Annotated in this window: 15 protein-coding genes; 1 reads left to right on the forward strand and 14 read right to left on the reverse strand. The window is 44.5% G+C overall.

Annotation, left to right across the window (positions count from 1 at the left end):
* Positions 1 to 140: 140 nt before the first annotated feature.
* Entirely contained in the window at positions 141 to 1604 is a 1464-nt protein-coding gene (guaB, locus tag VEZ01S_RS01070) for an IMP dehydrogenase (RefSeq protein WP_021712164.1), read from the reverse strand.
* 207 nt (positions 1605 to 1811) lie between these two features.
* Between guaB and xseA the strand changes: the two genes are divergently transcribed.
* On the forward strand, positions 1812 to 3158 hold the full coding sequence (gene xseA / locus VEZ01S_RS01075) for an exodeoxyribonuclease VII large subunit (RefSeq protein WP_021712165.1): 1347 nt from the start codon (positions 1812 to 1814) through the stop codon (positions 3156 to 3158).
* Here xseA and VEZ01S_RS01080 read toward each other — a convergent pair.
* From VEZ01S_RS01080 to fdx, 13 genes are all read right to left on the reverse strand, one after another.
* A complete protein-coding gene (locus VEZ01S_RS01080) occupies positions 3155 to 3382 on the reverse strand; it encodes a zinc ribbon domain-containing protein (protein ID WP_021712166.1) in 228 nt (75 codons plus the stop codon). The two genes, xseA and VEZ01S_RS01080, sit on opposite strands and share 4 nt — an antisense overlap.
* Positions 3383 to 3858: 476 nt before the next feature.
* On the reverse strand, positions 3859 to 5343 hold the full coding sequence (gene der / locus VEZ01S_RS01085; RefSeq protein WP_021712167.1) for a ribosome biogenesis GTPase Der: 1485 nt from the start codon (positions 5341 to 5343) through the stop codon (positions 3859 to 3861).
* Positions 5344 to 5634: 291 nt separating this feature from the next.
* Positions 5635 to 6795 (reverse strand): outer membrane protein assembly factor BamB, encoded by a 1161-nt coding sequence (gene bamB / locus VEZ01S_RS01090; RefSeq protein WP_021712168.1) that lies wholly within the window; start codon positions 6793 to 6795, stop codon positions 5635 to 5637.
* Positions 6796 to 6806: 11 nt separating this feature from the next.
* Positions 6807 to 7421 carry a YfgM family protein gene (locus VEZ01S_RS01095; RefSeq protein WP_021712169.1) on the reverse strand — a complete coding sequence of 205 codons (615 nt, stop codon included), beginning with the start codon at positions 7419 to 7421 and terminating at the stop codon, positions 6807 to 6809.
* Between the two features lie 11 nt (positions 7422 to 7432).
* Positions 7433 to 8701 (reverse strand): histidine--tRNA ligase, encoded by a 1269-nt coding sequence (gene hisS, locus VEZ01S_RS01100; RefSeq protein WP_021712170.1) that lies wholly within the window; start codon positions 8699 to 8701, stop codon positions 7433 to 7435.
* A 42-nt stretch (positions 8702 to 8743) separates the two neighbouring features.
* Positions 8744 to 9865 (reverse strand): flavodoxin-dependent (E)-4-hydroxy-3-methylbut-2-enyl-diphosphate synthase, encoded by a 1122-nt coding sequence (ispG, locus tag VEZ01S_RS01105; RefSeq protein ID WP_021712171.1) that lies wholly within the window; start codon positions 9863 to 9865, stop codon positions 8744 to 8746.
* Positions 9866 to 9867: 2 nt separating this feature from the next.
* Positions 9868 to 10779, reverse strand: a complete 912-nt coding sequence (locus tag VEZ01S_RS01110; protein ID WP_021712172.1) for a RodZ domain-containing protein — start codon at positions 10777 to 10779, stop codon at positions 9868 to 9870.
* 49 nt (positions 10780 to 10828) lie between these two features.
* Positions 10829 to 11503, reverse strand: coding sequence for a type IV pilus biogenesis/stability protein PilW (pilW, locus tag VEZ01S_RS01115; protein ID WP_021712173.1), 675 nt, complete (start codon positions 11501 to 11503; stop codon positions 10829 to 10831).
* A 63-nt stretch (positions 11504 to 11566) separates the two neighbouring features.
* The gene (rlmN, locus tag VEZ01S_RS01120; protein WP_021712174.1) at positions 11567 to 12682 is read right to left on the reverse strand and encodes a dual-specificity RNA methyltransferase RlmN; all 1116 of its coding nucleotides are present in this window, start codon (positions 12680 to 12682) and stop codon (positions 11567 to 11569) included.
* Positions 12683 to 12835: 153 nt separating this feature from the next.
* Positions 12836 to 13264, reverse strand: coding sequence for a nucleoside-diphosphate kinase (gene ndk, locus VEZ01S_RS01125; protein ID WP_021712175.1), 429 nt, complete (start codon positions 13262 to 13264; stop codon positions 12836 to 12838).
* Between the two features lie 82 nt (positions 13265 to 13346).
* Positions 13347 to 14636 (reverse strand): aminopeptidase PepB, encoded by a 1290-nt coding sequence (pepB, locus tag VEZ01S_RS01130; RefSeq protein WP_021712176.1) that lies wholly within the window; start codon positions 14634 to 14636, stop codon positions 13347 to 13349.
* Between the two features lie 392 nt (positions 14637 to 15028).
* Positions 15029 to 15223 carry a Fe-S cluster assembly protein IscX gene (gene iscX, locus VEZ01S_RS01135; RefSeq protein WP_021712177.1) on the reverse strand — a complete coding sequence of 65 codons (195 nt, stop codon included), beginning with the start codon at positions 15221 to 15223 and terminating at the stop codon, positions 15029 to 15031.
* A gap of 28 nt (positions 15224 to 15251) precedes the next feature.
* Entirely contained in the window at positions 15252 to 15590 is a 339-nt protein-coding gene (gene fdx, locus VEZ01S_RS01140) for an ISC system 2Fe-2S type ferredoxin (protein ID WP_021712178.1), read from the reverse strand.
* Position 15591 lies beyond the last annotated feature (1 nt).

Here is a 15591-nt window from a genome sequence, read left to right on the forward strand (position 1 = left end):
TCAATAGTATTAGATGGATGGAGGCAAATGGCCTCCAAAACTTTAAATAATCTGTTACCCCTATAAATAGAGGCAGTTAGGTTTGTTTTTGCTAAATTGAATCCCTTGACTTGAACTCAAGGGATTCAGCGATGCAAATATTAACCTAGGCGGTAGTTTGGAGCTTCCTTGGTGATCTGCACGTCGTGTACGTGTGATTCATTCAGACCAGCGCCAGAAATACGAACAAACTCAGCTTTAGTACGCATATCTTCGATCGTTGCAGAGCCAGTTAGACCCATGCTAGAACGCAAACCGCCCATTTGTTGGTGAACGATTTCTTTTAGGCGACCTTTGTAAGCGATGCGACCTTCGATACCTTCAGGAACAAGTTTGTCCGCTGCGTTATCTGTTTGGAAGTAACGGTCAGATGAGCCTTGAGACATAGCTGCAAGAGAACCCATACCACGGTAAGACTTGTATGAACGACCTTGGTAAAGAATGACTTCACCCGGTGCTTCTTCAGTACCTGCGAACATAGAACCAACCATCACACAAGATGCGCCCGCTACGATAGCTTTACAGATATCACCTGAGAAACGGATACCACCGTCAGCGATAACTGGAATATCAAATTCTGCAGCAACTTCAGCAGCGTCTGCCACAGCAGTCACTTGAGGAACACCAACACCAGTAACGATACGCGTAGTACAGATTGAACCCGGGCCGATGCCCACTTTAACAGCACTAACACCTGCGTCGATTAGAGCACGAGCACCTGCGCCAGTTGCTACGTTACCACCGATAATTTCTAGATCAGGGTAAGCGGCGCGAGTTTCACGAATGCGGTTTAGTACGCCTTCAGAGTGACCGTGAGAAGAGTCGATAAGTAGCACGTCAACGCCAGCTTCTACAAGAGCAGCGACACGTTCTTCGTTACCAGCACCAGCGCCAACAGCTGCGCCTACACGTAGACGGCCACGCTCATCTTTACAAGCATTAGGCTTACGCTCTGCTTTGTAGAAATCTTTTGCTGTGATCATGCCACGAAGTTTAAATTCTTCATTAACAACCAAGACTTTCTCTACGCGAGCTTCGTGCATTTTCTCTTGAACTTCTTCAGGAGATGCGCCTTCTTTAACCGCAGCTAGACGCTCTTTCGGTGTCATTACTTCTGAAACCGTTTTGCTCATATCCGTAACGAAACGAATATCACGGCCAGTGATAATACCCACGAGCTCTTGGCTATCAGTAACCACAGGGAAACCTGCAAAACCGTGTTTCTCTGTTAACTTAAGCACTTGATCAATGGTTTGATCTGGGCGAACAGTAACGGGATCAGAAACGATGCCAGCTTCAAAGATTTTAACTTGGCGAACCATCTCGGCTTGCAAAGCAATAGGCATGTTTTTATGAATAAAACCAATACCACCCTCTTGAGCTAATGCAATAGCTAAGCGAGCTTCTGTAACTGTATCCATAGATGCAGAAATCATTGGAATATTTAGATTGATATTCTTCGTCAAGCGGGTGCGAAGATCCGCTGTATTTGGGAGAACGGTGGAGTGAGCTGGAACCAGTAGGACGTCGTCGAAGGTCAGCGCTTCTTTGGCAATACGTAACATTTGCAATATCTCACAATAGAGGTGGTGAAGTAGGAAACCAATTATTTATACGCTTTGTATAAATGAGTTGGAATTGATATTGCGGTGGGATTATACGCAGAGCGCAATCGTTTTGCTACTCATTTTTTAAAAATAAATTTGCCTTTTACCCATTGCTGTGTAGTATATTGGAGCTATCTTCCATACTCATGTCTGAAGAGCGTCAATTTGCCCTCCCCGCAATCTAACAATATTTTTACTGTTTCACGCCTCAATGCTGAAGTGCGCTTACTCCTAGAAAATGAGATGGGAGTGGTTTGGCTGATTGGTGAAATTTCCAATTTCTCATCTCCTGTTTCAGGACATTGGTATTTAACCCTTAAAGATTCCCGCGCCCAAGTAAAATGTGCCATGTTCCGTGGTAATAATCGTCGCGTAACATTTCGCCCAGAAAACGGCAAACAGGTTCTGGTTAAAGCTCGCTTGTCCCTCTATGAGCCGCGCGGTGATTATCAGCTGATCATCGAATCCATGCAGCCAGAGGGAGATGGTCGTCTACAGCAACAGTTTGATCAATTAAAAATGCAATTGGCTGCTGAAGGCCTCTTTGCTCAGTCCAATAAATTACTGTTACCTGAGCACCCAAAATGCATTGGCATCATCACTTCTTCTACTGGCGCAGCATTGCATGATATTTTGCAGGTATTAAAAAGACGCGATCCTAGTCTACCGGTGATCATCTACCCAACGATGGTTCAAGGGGACAGTGCGTCTATTAGCATTGCTCAAGCGATTGGCTTAGCCAATGCACGCAATGAGTGTGACGTATTGATTGTAGGTCGTGGTGGCGGCTCGTTAGAAGACCTTTGGTGCTTTAACAATGAGATTGTGGCGCGAACCATCGCCTCTAGCCAAATTCCAATTATCAGTGCAGTGGGTCATGAAGTGGATGTTACCATTGCGGATTTCGTTGCCGATGTGCGCGCCGCAACACCATCGGCCGCCGCTGAGTTAGTGAGCCGAGATCAGAGCTTTAAGTTGCAAGGGCTGCTCGCAAAGCAAAAGCAGCTTATCAATGCGATGACCCGTTATCTAACCCAGCAGCAGCAACAAATCTTAATTCAAGAGCATCGACTGGAAAAGCTGCATCCAAAACATCAATTGCAAAAACAAAGCCAGCAGTTAGATGAAAAAGAAGCACAATTAAAGCGTGCAATGCTTGCCCAGCTCAATAATACCAAACAACAGTTAGCTCGCTTGCAAATGCGTCTTGAAATGCATGCTCCTGCCAACAAAATTGCCAAGCAGCAACAAAACCTAAGCTACCTAGAACAGCGTTTGAAAAAAGCGATTCAAGGGCAAATTCGCCAAGATAAACATCAGTTTGAATTGTTAACTGAAAAACTGGATGCTGTAAGCCCATTAGCCACCATGCGTCGCGGTTATTCAATCTCTAGTAAAGCTGGCAAGGTGGTCACCCAATCTACGCAGTTGAAAGCAGGCGATACTTTAGTCACCCGTTTTGCCGATGGTGAAGTCAGCTCGACGATAAACACCAGTAGCTCGCAAGGTTAGTCTATTCGCGTAAACTCAAAACGAGCTCGAGACTTGGACTTAAGCTCGTTGCACTTGGCATTACAAAAGTAACTGGCTGCTCCGCACGCCTGTAATTTTTCAAGCTCAGCCTCGCAATCCGGGCAGAAGGCGCTTTTTTTATAGTGAGCCTGACAATCAGTACAATAATACTGACCATCCCACTGCAATTCTTGGTGACACTCAGGACACACGTTCTCTGCCATGTATTTTCTCTCCACTATATATTACCAATCGAACTATCGAACTTGACTCAGCGAAAAACCAACCCTATTTAACATAGCCTATAGTTTTACATAGCTGACGTCAGTAATGTGAGTTTTATGAAACACACTCTAAGCTTGTCGCTTTGATAGCCTATCCTTATACCAATCGTACTAAATAACAGGTCATTACAGCTTTAAGATGATCTTTGTTTGATCTTCTACTTTATTGCGTGTGATCAGCCTTCTACCTTAAAAAGAACATTTATATAACCACACACCGAAAGCATAAGTTACATATGCTGTTTTTGGATTATATATAGTGAATAACTCTACCTCACTGTCATTATTACGATATATCAGAATAAACCAAAAAGATCATCTACTTGAGTTAAGAGCTAATTTACCCTATTACGGACAAAAAAAGCCACTTCATAGGGGAAGTGGCTTTCAATCATACACAGTTTACTGCACTGGCTTTATTTTTTACTACGGCCTTTAAGCATTTGCGACAAACGTTTTTTCTTACGCTCTTGAGAAATCGTCATCTTACTCGACTTGCCTTCAAATGGGTTCTCACTGCTCTGGAACTGAATACGAATTGGCGTACCCATAATCTCTAGAGAGCGACGGTAGTAGTTCATTAAGAAGCGCTTGTATGACGCAGGAAGCTCGTTCACCTGATTACCGTGTATAACAACGATTGGAGGGTTATATCCCCCTGCGTGAGCGTATTTCAGCTTCACACGACGGCCTCTAACCAATGGTGGTTGGTGATCGTCCGTTGCCATTTTCATAATGCGAGTAAGAACTGATGTTCCCACACGAGTTGTCGCTGACTTATACGCTTCTTGAACGGATTCGAATAAGTTACCAACACCGGTACCATGCAATGCTGAGATAAAGTGAATACGTGCAAAATCAACAAAACCAAGACGACGATCAAGCTCTTTTTTCACGTGTTCTTTCACGTCAGTATCAAGCCCATCCCACTTGTTCACCGCAATCACGATGGAACGACCTGCATTTAATGCAAAGCCTAGCAAGCTAAGATCTTGATCTGAAATATTCTCGCGCGCATCGATAACCAGCAGTACAACGTTGGCATCTTCAACCGCTTTTAAGGTTTTAACTACGGAGAATTTTTCTACCGTTTCGTTAATACGACGACGACGACGCACGCCCGCAGTATCAATCAATACATACTCGCGTCCGTCTCTTTCCATTGGGATATAAATAGAGTCACGCGTTGTGCCCGGCATATCGTAAACCACGACACGCTCTTCCCCTAAAATACGGTTTGTTAGGGTTGATTTACCCACGTTAGGACGACCAATAATCGCCAACTTAATCGGTTGATCTTGAAGACGCTTAAATTCTTCTTCGGCTTCTTCTTCTGTGTACTCTAACTGCTCTTCTTCATCTTCAAAGCCCGTTAGATCTTCGATTTCGCCGTGTTCTTTTAACAGGGCTTCTGCAAATGGGTCTAACGCGCGATCGATCAATGCCGTTACACCACGACCATGTGCCGCGGCAATTTGATACATATCTTCTACGCCTAGTTGCCAAAATTCAGCACTCGCCGCATCCGCATCAATACCATCGACTTTATTGACAACCAACATCGCAGGTTTTTCGATCTTACGTAGATGCTTAGCAATGGCTTCATCCGAAACGGTTAAGCCCGCTCGGCCATCAACCATAAATAAAACCACATCAGCTTCATCAATCGCCGCTAGCGATTGCTCTGCCATTTTGGTTTCCACACCTTCTTCAGTACCGTCAATACCACCGGTATCGATAACAATAAACTCATGCTCGCCAAGCTTAGCTCGACCGTATTTTCTATCACGTGTCAGACCTGGAAAGTCTGCAACCAACGCATCTCTAGTACGAGTTAAGCGATTGAATAGTGTGGATTTCCCTACGTTAGGACGCCCTACAAGCGCAACAACTGGAACCATAATGACCTCAAAGTAAAAGCGTTGTGTCGTTATTGGTAAATATTTGCATATACCAATTCGGATAAGTCAGTGTTCATCAAACCCGATATCAAACAATACATGCACAGCAACACATCGTAAGCGCCTTCATAAAAACAACAAGGCATCGATGTTATCGGCAAGTATGATCACATATTTATCGGAATGGGTATGACCTATAACGACACTAAAATTAATAACAAAACGGCTCTTAACTGTTTCCAGTCAAGAGCCAATTGCGAATTATATCACGTTATGGGAACGTCTGGAGATCTAATTGATCTTCATCATCTTCACGTCGCCATTGCGTGTTGTGATAAGGAAACCGTCTTCCACCTCTATTGGGGCAACGGCAAATCCGCTATCATCTTCCATCTGCTGAGACACAAACTCACCAGTATTTCGATCTAGCCAATACAGATAGCCTTCGCTATCTCCAAGTACCAGTTTACGATCGATAACAGCAGGTCCAGTCAACAAACGGTATTCTAACTGGCGGTTTTCCCATAGCTCAGTACCACTACGAGCATCCACAGCAACAATATGATCTTTATCCGTCACAAGATAAATATTACGACCATCTGTCGCCATATTTTGTGCCGAAGAATAATTGCGTTTCCATGCCGGAGATCCAGAACGAAGATCGATAGCAATCAACTGACCATTGATACCAATAGTATATAACATGCTACCGACAACAAGAGGCTGAGCGTCAGAATCCACTAAACGATCGATCTCTGTTGCGCCTTTTGGCGTACCAACCGGTTGCTGCCAGATCATTTGACCACGATCAACTAGTGCTGCGGCTAAACGACCGTTTGAGGTCCCCCAAAATACACCACCAGAAACAGCAACTGGAGAGCTTGTACCACGCAATGTTAACGTTGGCACTTCAGTACTCACAGTCCACTTCTCGTTACCCGTTTCTTCGTCTAAAGCAATCAGAGCACCGCGAGTGGTATGTACTAGCACTAGGTTTGATTCCGTTTCCGGTACCGACAGGACTTCACCGTCTACCTCAACGCGCCAACGTTCTTCACCTGTCTGTGCATCAAGAGCAATCACTTCACCATTTTCGTTACCGATGAACAATTGGCCATAAGACGCTTTAATGCCACCAGACAAACGGGCAGGAACGTCTTTTTCTAAATCGACAGACCAGACTTTATCACCTGATGTTGCATCAAATGCGGCGACATCACCATCACGGCTAGCAACAAAGACTTTGTCGTAAGCATAGGCTGGTGTCAGTTTCGAAAAATATTGACCAACACCATCGCCCACCGAAGTCGACCAGACAACAGAAGGGGTAAATTGGCTTTCTACAACTGGCACTGGCGCCATAATAATGGTGTCTTCTTCGCTAGCACACCCGACTAACGCTACAGTAAATGCAGTGAGAAGTATGCGACGAAGCCACTTGTTAGTTAGCATGCTACGCGATCCTATTTGGCTAAATCGTCAAGTTTAAACTGGATAGATTGGCTCGCATCGGCAGCTTGTTGTGCTGCTGAATATGCCGTATAAGCGCCTTCACTGTCGCCATTGCGAAGCAATAAGTCGCCTTTCAGTTCAGCAATGCGACCTTCCCAACCAGCGGCTTTTAGCGCATCAAGTTCTGCAATCGCAGCATCAATATCGCCAAGCTCTGCTTTTACACGAACAGCGCGTAACGTAATAACCGGTGCTAAAGCTTCATCTTTAGTATTGGCTTTTGCCCACTCAAGTTGCGTTAGGCCTGACTTGAAATCGCCTTGTGCAATTTGTGCTTGAGCCAGTTGAAGAGCAGCAAGAACGGCGTACTCACGCTTTGCGTGAGTGTTAATAAAGGTTTGAACTTCATCAGAGGCATCTAAGCCTTTGTTGTTCAGTGCTTGAATAGTTTCAGCATATTCAGCCGCTGCGCCTTCTTGGCCAGTAACGACGGAGTCTTGATAATAATGCCAACCAAATAAGCCACCTAAACCAATCACCGCACCTAAAATGACGGCTTTACCATTTTCTCGCCACCAATCTTTTATGGCTTCAACTTGTTGTTCTTCGCTATCGTACAATTCCACGACCGATCCTCTTAAATAAATTCTTTTAGTTTGTTTACAAGATCTGCTTGCGCGATAGTGATTTGCTCACCGCCGATTAGATCCTTAATCACGACATTATTTTCTGACACTTCGTTTTCGCCCAGCACTAATGCAACGGCTGCGCCAACCTTGTCAGCTCGCTTAAATTGTTTCTTGAAATTACCGCCGCCGAAGTGATTCATCACTCGTAGCTCAGGCATTTGCTCACGCAACGCTTCCGCCAATTTCATTCCCGCCAGCATAGTACCTTCGCCTGCGGTAACCACATACGCGTCCACAGAGCGACGAACATCATCAAGCTCAAGTGTTTCAAGCATTAGAACTAGACGCTCTAAGCCCATAGCAAAACCAACGGCTTTAGTCGGTTTACCACCTAATTGCTCAACTAGCCCATCGTAGCGACCACCACCACAAACGGTTCCTTGAGAACCTAGGCTTTCAGTGATCCACTCGAATACCGTACGGTTATAGTAATCCAAACCACGTACTAGGCGCTGATTCACTTGGTATTCGATTCCTGCTGCATCCAGAAGTTCACACAAACCCGCAAAATGCGCTTTTGATTCAGGATCTAGGTAGTCAGCAAGACAGGGAGCATCACCTAAAATCGCTTGAACGTCTGGGTTTTTGGTATCTAAAACACGCAGTGGGTTAGTGTACATACGACGTTTGCAGTCATCATCTAGAACGTCAATATGCTGCTCTAGATACTCAATTAATGCACTGCGATAGTGAGCGCGAGCTTCTAAAGAACCAATAGAGTTCAGCTCTAAGCGAACGTGTTTGTCGATACCTAACTCACGCCACAAACGTGCCGTCATCATGATCAATTCAGCATCGACATCGGGGCCATCAATACCAAACACTTCTACACCACATTGGTGGAATTGACGGTAACGACCTTTTTGTGGACGTTCGTGACGGAACATCGGTCCCATATACCATAAACGTTGTTCTTGGTTATACAGTAAACCGTTTTCAATACCAGAACGAACACAACCCGCGGTGCCTTCTGGACGTAATGATAAGCTATCACCGTTGCGGTCTTCAAAGGTGTACATTTCCTTTTCAACCACGTCAGTCACTTCACCGATTGCGCGACTAAATAGGTTAGTCACTTCAACGATAGGCATACGCACTTCATTGTAACCATATGCACTGACTACACGCTTTACGGTCGACTCAAGTTTCTGCCAAAGAGGCGACTGAGTTGGAAGGCAGTCATTCATGCCTCGAATTGCTTGGATTGTTTTTGCCACTATAAAATACCGTATCTTGTCAGGGTATAGACCCTAAGACTTTTATTTTTGAATATTGTTTACATCAATGCGATTGTTAGGATCTAATTGACTCGCTTTAGCGCGGATCTTAGCCTCAAGTTGATCGATGACATTTTCATTATCAAATCGTTCTTTCTGGCGTTTACCATCTAGGTAGAAAGCACTCTTTCTATTACCACCAGCGATTCCCATATGGGAAACCTCAGCTTCACCAGGACCATTCACTACACAGCCAATAATAGAGACATCCATTGGAGTAATGATATCTTCTAATCGCTGCTCTAGAGTATTGACTGTATTGATCACATCAAACTCTTGACGTGAACAAGTAGGACACGCGATAAAGTTAATCCCACGAGAACGAATACGCAGTGATTTGAGAATATCAAACCCTACTTTCACTTCTTCCACTGGATTCGCTGCCAGTGAAACACGTAATGTATCACCGATACCTTCAGAAAGAAGCATACCTAAGCCTACAGCCGATTTTACAGAGCCAGCACGCGCGCCACCGGCTTCAGTAATACCTAAGTGCAAAGGTTGATCAATCTTAGTGGCAAGCAGTCGATAAGAATCTACCGCCAGAAAAACGTCAGACGCTTTTACGCTCACTTTAAATTGATCGAAATTGAGACGATCTAAAATATCCACATGACGCATAGCCGATTCAACCAGTGCTTCCGCTGTAGGTTCGCCATACTTCTCTTGAATTTCTTTCTCTAAAGAGCCACCGTTAACACCGATGCGAATAGGAATATTCATATCCCTAGCACAATCTACAACAGAACGAATACGACTTTCATTTCCGATATTACCTGGGTTGATGCGTAGGCAATCTACCCCGTATTCCGCTACTTTTAAGGCAATACGATAATCAAAATGAATGTCGGCAATTAATGGGACTTTGACCTGTTGCTTGATTGTTTTAAACGCTTCTGCTGCATCCATTGTAGGAACAGAAACGCGCACTAAATCAGCACCAACTTTTTCTAAGGCGTTAATTTGTGCGACTGTGGCTTCAACATCCGTGGTACGGGTGTTTGTCATCGACTGTACTGCGATGGGAGCCCCATCGCCAATGGGAACGCCGCCAACATAGATTCGTGTCGAAGGGCGACGTTTTATTGGGGATTCTTGATGCATAATTACTCTGCAGTGAAACGTGCTACTTTGCCCGCAGTATACCTAGAAAGGTCAATAGGTTCACCCGAAATTGAAAGTGAAACTACCTCTGGGGCACCCAGTACGAATTTGAAAGGCCCTTCACCGTCTAAATCCAGCTTCTGTCCTTTCTTCTTAACGCCTGTCCATAATGTTTTACCATGAACATCTTGAATTTGAACCCAGCAATCAGCGGTAAAGCTCATCGCAATTTTAGGGGCGTTTTCAATGGCCTTTTGAGCCGTTGATTCATCTGTCGGCACTGTCGCAACTAACACTGTCTCTTTTTCTGACGGTGCGGCGGCTTGCTCGTCCGTACTTTGTTGCGCTGCAGTGGTTTCAGTCACTAGCTGAGGTTCTGCAACCAACTCAGTTTGACTGCTTGGTTCTGAAGCTTCAGCATCCACCGATTGCGTTACTGCGGCTGTGCTGCTATCGCTCACCATATGATCGGTGTTTTGTTCGCTCTGCCACCACCAAACCGCTGAAATACCCAGGATGACAGTAAATATCCCCCAGGTCAGCTTCATAATATTATTGTCGTGCTTTGTTTTCTTCGTTTGTTGAGAAAAGCTTTGCATGCTCTCTTCATGAGGCTGAACTAAATCTGAACTATCAAGTAACTCAACGATCGCTTTTTCATCAGCACCAACGGCGCGAGCGTAAGAACGAACATAGCCGCGGGTAAAAGTATGCACCTGCCCTACTTGAAAATCATTGTTCTCAATACCTTGTACGATCGCCAATCTCAATCTTAAACGGTCAGCAATTTCTTTTTGGCTAATTCCTAAGGACTCTCGTTTAGCACGTAAAATATCCCCCACCATAAGGGTGTTTGTATCGCTATCGATTGAATCAGAATGCTGTTCTTCTACGTTGTTTGATTCTTTGTTCATTATTTTGATTACTTCATTCTAAATAGGAAGTTAAATTAAGGATCGACAATCAGTAATTTATAGACGATTTGCGATCGAGTTCATCTTGTAATTGTTGCACTTCAACTCTTGGACCAAACCTTGAATGGAGAGACTGTAATCTCTGCCGAGCTTCACTAAATGCGCCGAAGTGAACCGACAATTTAGCCAGTTCAATATGACTTCGAAAACGTGACGGTTCGTACTCTAAAGACTTGTGAAAATAAGTTTCAGCTTGCCTAAAATCGCCCTGCATTATTGCACAGATGCCTGCATTTTCGTAGCTTGCAGAAACATACTCGTATCGGGTTTGTCGGATAGCTCTCGCAAACTGCTGCTGAGCTATCGTATATTTTTTCTGTCGGCATAAAAATACGCCATAATCATTAAGCACAGCACCATCATTGGGTGATTGAGACAATGCTTTTTGATACCAGATATCAGCGACATTAGGCTCTGATACTTGCTGGTAATAATAGGCTATTGCAGAGGAAGCGCGTACATAATTAGGTGCATAACGGTATGCCAAGTCAAGATTTTGCTTTGCTCTGACATTGTACCCAAGGGCAAGGTAGTTTATACCCAGCTCTATTCGAGCATCCGCAGCTTTGAGGGGGTTGAATTTCGCGGTTCCAGCCTCGCTATCAACTGTAACACAACCGAAAGTAAGACTGAGTAAAAAAAGTGTGACCAATCCTTTAAACATAAGGTTCCCCGGCAAGTATTATTGGGGAACCTCACGCCATGTAATCAACTGGTTTAATATCTGTTATAGAGTTTTAACAGGAATGGCTTCCCCAGAATTTCGCTGAGTACGTTTAGTTCGGTCAATAACATCACCGACCAATTGACCACAGGCAGCGTCAATATCATCACCGCGGGTCTTACGTACCGTTACCGTATAATCGTATTGCATCAAGGTTTTCATAAAACGATCGATACGTGAATTACTCGGCTTCTTATAAGGTGAACCAGGATATGGATTAAAAGGTATTAAATTGATCTTTGCTGGGGTCTCTTTTAGCAATTCTGCGAGTTGTCTCGCATGCTCCATGTCATCATTGACATGATCCAACAAAATGTACTCTACCGTCACTTTGCCACGGTTCGCATTTGAGGTCGCAATATAACGGCGTACAGAAGATAAGAACTCGTCAATATCCCAACGATCATTGATCGGCATGATCTGGCTACGTAGTTCATCTGTTGGTGCGTGTAAAGAGATGGCCAACGCCACATCAATATTGCCCGTCATTTGATCCAGACCTGACACCACACCAGAGGTTGAAACGGTAACGCGACGTTTAGATAAACCGAAACCCAAATCGTCTAACATGATGTTCAAAGAGGGCATCAAGTTTTTCATGTTCAGTAGTGGTTCACCCATCCCCATCATTACCACGTTGGTAATAGGACGACGACCGGTCTCTTTTTCGATGCCAATTTCACGTGCCGCTCGCCAAATTTGACCGACAATTTCAGAAACACGTAAATTACGGTTGAAGCCCTGCTGACCCGTAGAACAGAATTTACATTCCAACGCACAACCGACTTGGGAAGAAACACACAAAGTAGCTCTATCGCCATCAGGGATATAGACAGTTTCTACGTCTTGATCACCCACGCGCATCGCCCACTTTATCGTGCCATCACTCGAGTGTTGAGCATCAGAAACATGCGGTGCACGGATCTCGGTAAAACGTTGCAGTTTTTCACGCAACTTTTTGTTTATGTTGGTCATTTTATCAAAGTCATCATAACCAAAGTGGTATATCCACTTCATTATCTGCTCTGCACGAAATGCTTTTTCACCTAACTCATCAGCAAAGTACTGACGCAGCCCTTGGCGATCAAAATCAAGCAGATTAACTTTAGCTTTAGTCATGGAGCCTCTCAACAACGAACATCAAATCTTGGGGCGCAGATTGTACAGTGTTTGTGCAACAGCAACAACAATTATGTGAACTAGAGTAAGGAATTCAGGAGAGGGGGCAGCGCTAGGCCCTAGATAGCTAGAGCCTAGTCAATAAGTGACGCGTTATGTTCTCGGGTGGATTTCAGATGCAGGGAAGAAAAATTCAATTTCACGTGCTGCTGACGCTGGACTGTCAGAGCCGTGAACAGAATTGTAACGCATGCTCAGTGCGTGATCGGCACGGATCGTGCCACAAGCGGCTTGCTCTGGGTTGGTTTTCCCCATGAGTTCACGATAGCGCACAATCGCATCTTCACCTTCCAGAACTTGCACCATAATAGGCCCAGAGGTCATAAACTCTTTCAGTTCAGGGAAAAATGCTTTCTGCGCATGTTCAGCATAAAATCCTCCCGCTTGTTCATCGGTAAGGTGAATCATTTTAGCCGCAACAATACGCAGGCCTGCTTGCTCGATTCGCTGGTAGATAGTACCAATGATATTGCGTTTTACCGCATCCGGTTTCACGATAGAAAATGTTCTTTCAATGGCCATTTAGTTTCCTTATAGCTCTTGGACCGTCAATGACGGGTGTTTTGTTTTTATAAAAAAGGCCCCGCAAGGGACCTCATTCAAATTATTGGTTGTTTAGAAGGTTAGCTAGGGTACGAACCCCCATGCCTGTACCGCCTGCGGCCCACTTATCCGTACCCGACTTACGGTAAGCGCCCGCACAGTCAAAGTGTAACCAACCTGTTTTGTAGTCTTCAACAAAGTAGGATAAGAATCCAGCCGCTGTTGAAGCACCCGGTGAGTAATCGCCGCTACTGATGTTAGAAAGATCCGCAAAGTTAGATGGCAACATACCGCGGTGGAAGTCCGCTAAAGGTAGAGGCCATAGACCTTCTTTTTCTTCAGTCGCACAAGCCAATGCTTGCTCTGCTAGGGCATTATCAAAACTCAGTAGAGCATGGTAATCATTGCCCAGTGCATTCTTTGCAGCACCGGTCAGTGTCGCGCAATCAATAATAAGTTCTGGGTTTTGTTCGCTCGCGTAGATAAGACCGTCAGCTAGTACTAAACGTCCTTCTGCGTCAGTGTTCATCACCTCTACTGTCTTACCATTTTTGTAAGTGATTACATCACCTAACTTAATCGCACGTCCAGAGATCATGTTCTCAGCACAACATAGGATCAGTTTTACGCGTTTGTTTAAACCACGCAGGATCGCCAACGCCAAACCGCCAGTAATAGTCGCAGCTCCCCCCATATCGGCCTTCATCGCGGTCATGAATTGAGAAGGTTTAATGCTGTAACCGCCAGAATCAAACGTGATGCCTTTACCCACTAGACACGCCATTACTGGTGCATCAGGGTTGCCTGTTGGGTTAAAGTCAAGTTGTAACATCGCTGAAGTGCGAGCAGAACCACGGCCAACCGCGTAAATACCTTCCCAGCCTTCAGTTAGTAGGTCTTTGTCTTTGACGATGCGATAAGTCACTTGCCCTTCTTCTGCAACAGACTTAATTAACTCTCCAGCCATGGTTGCCAGTTGACGAGGCGCGACTTCTTCAGCACTTTTATTGACAATGTCACGAGTCCAATTTGCCACTTTAATACGGTCTTGAAGCTCTTTTTCATCCGCTTCGGCAAGTGCTTGCCACTCTAACTTATTATTACGTTTTGGATTGCGGTAACTTTGTGCAAAAGACCAGATAGCTTCTAGATCCCACTGTTCTCCGACTAGGCTAACTTCTTTGATACCTTGCCCGTCTAACTGACGAGCTGCTTTTTGAATCGCTGCGTAGTCAAGAGTTTGTCCAACATGCACTAGGCAACCTTGCTCGGTGTGAGAAAGAACGGCATTGTTGCCCCATTGAGGTGCTGCTTTATCTTTTGATAATGATACTTGCATTGCTGTCGACATGATCTCTCCTTACCTTATACTTTATATTCTTATTACTTATATGGTATCAAGATACAGGAATCCAACTCCCTTCAACAGAGAAAATTCAGTGATGCCACAAAAAGTAAAACACCTTTTTACTGTAAAGGTTTCTGCAACCGTAATTCCGGTGCGCTATTTTGGCAATGACCATCAGTGACTGCCCTAAAATAACTTAGGTACAAGGTTTAAATTAAAGAAGCCATTAAACCGTAAGCCATTGTTATCAAATAAAAAAGAGTAATGGCATTCACGTCAATCACTTCCCATGTAACACACTAGACGATGACGCTATTAAGGCTGACGCTCCAAAACACAAAAAGTCGGGCGCAAAGGCCCGACTTTTATTAAATATTCGTTACACTCGCACGTCTTTAATCCGCTTCATCTAACCAACAGAGAATGACAGCTTCCAGTATTTTCTCATTGGAATTATTAGGAAGATCATCAAAATCATCGAGCTCTAATATCCATTGATGCAGGTCTGTAAAGCGAACCGTTTTTGGATCAATTTCTGGGAACTTCTCAACCAACTCAATGGCAATATCACGACTGTCTGTCCATTTCATGCCGCTCTCTCCTTAGCGTGTCAATCGATTAATGATCTTCTGAAGCGTGGTTCAATGTATAACGAGGGATCTCAACCACCAGATCTTCATCGGCCACAACCGCTTGGCAGCCTAAACGAGATTCTGGCTCCAGACCCCACGCTTTATCTAACATATCATCTTCCAGTTCTTCACTCTCTTCAAGAGAGTCAAAACCTTCACGTACAATCACATGACAAGTTGTGCATGCACAAGACTTCTCACAAGCATGCTCAATGCCAATACCATTTTTTAAAGCAACGTCTAATACTGTCTCACCTGAATTAGCTTCTAAAACAGCCCCTTCCGGACAGAGATCATCATGGGGTAAAACTACAATCTTAGGCATA

Origin of the sequence: Vibrio ezurae NBRC 102218 (assembly GCF_000467185.1) — a bacterium.
Classification (GTDB): Bacteria; Pseudomonadota; Gammaproteobacteria; order Enterobacterales; family Vibrionaceae; genus Vibrio; species Vibrio ezurae.

Excerpts from the sequence above, each read along its gene's own strand:
- iscX (WP_021712177.1), bottom strand. The coding sequence starts at position 15,223 with ATGAAATGGACAGACAGTCGTGATATTGCCATTGAGTTGGTTGAGAAG.
- ispG (WP_021712171.1), bottom strand. The coding sequence starts at position 9,865 with ATGCATCAAGAATCCCCAATAAAACGTCGCCCTTCGACACGAATCTAT.
- rlmN (WP_021712174.1), bottom strand. The coding sequence starts at position 12,682 with ATGACTAAAGCTAAAGTTAATCTGCTTGATTTTGATCGCCAAGGGCTG.
- VEZ01S_RS01110 (WP_021712172.1), bottom strand. The coding sequence starts at position 10,779 with ATGAACAAAGAATCAAACAACGTAGAAGAACAGCATTCTGATTCAATC.
- ndk (WP_021712175.1), bottom strand. The coding sequence starts at position 13,264 with ATGGCCATTGAAAGAACATTTTCTATCGTGAAACCGGATGCGGTAAAA.
- bamB (WP_021712168.1), bottom strand. The coding sequence starts at position 6,795 with ATGCTAACTAACAAGTGGCTTCGTCGCATACTTCTCACTGCATTTACT.
- fdx (WP_021712178.1), bottom strand. The coding sequence starts at position 15,590 with ATGCCTAAGATTGTAGTTTTACCCCATGATGATCTCTGTCCGGAAGGG.
- pepB (WP_021712176.1), bottom strand. The coding sequence starts at position 14,636 with ATGTCGACAGCAATGCAAGTATCATTATCAAAAGATAAAGCAGCACCT.
- VEZ01S_RS01080 (WP_021712166.1), bottom strand. The coding sequence starts at position 3,382 with ATGGCAGAGAACGTGTGTCCTGAGTGTCACCAAGAATTGCAGTGGGAT.
- guaB (WP_021712164.1), bottom strand. The coding sequence starts at position 1,604 with ATGTTACGTATTGCCAAAGAAGCGCTGACCTTCGACGACGTCCTACTG.
- pilW (WP_021712173.1), bottom strand. The coding sequence starts at position 11,503 with ATGTTTAAAGGATTGGTCACACTTTTTTTACTCAGTCTTACTTTCGGT.
- der (WP_021712167.1), bottom strand. The coding sequence starts at position 5,343 with ATGGTTCCAGTTGTTGCGCTTGTAGGGCGTCCTAACGTAGGGAAATCC.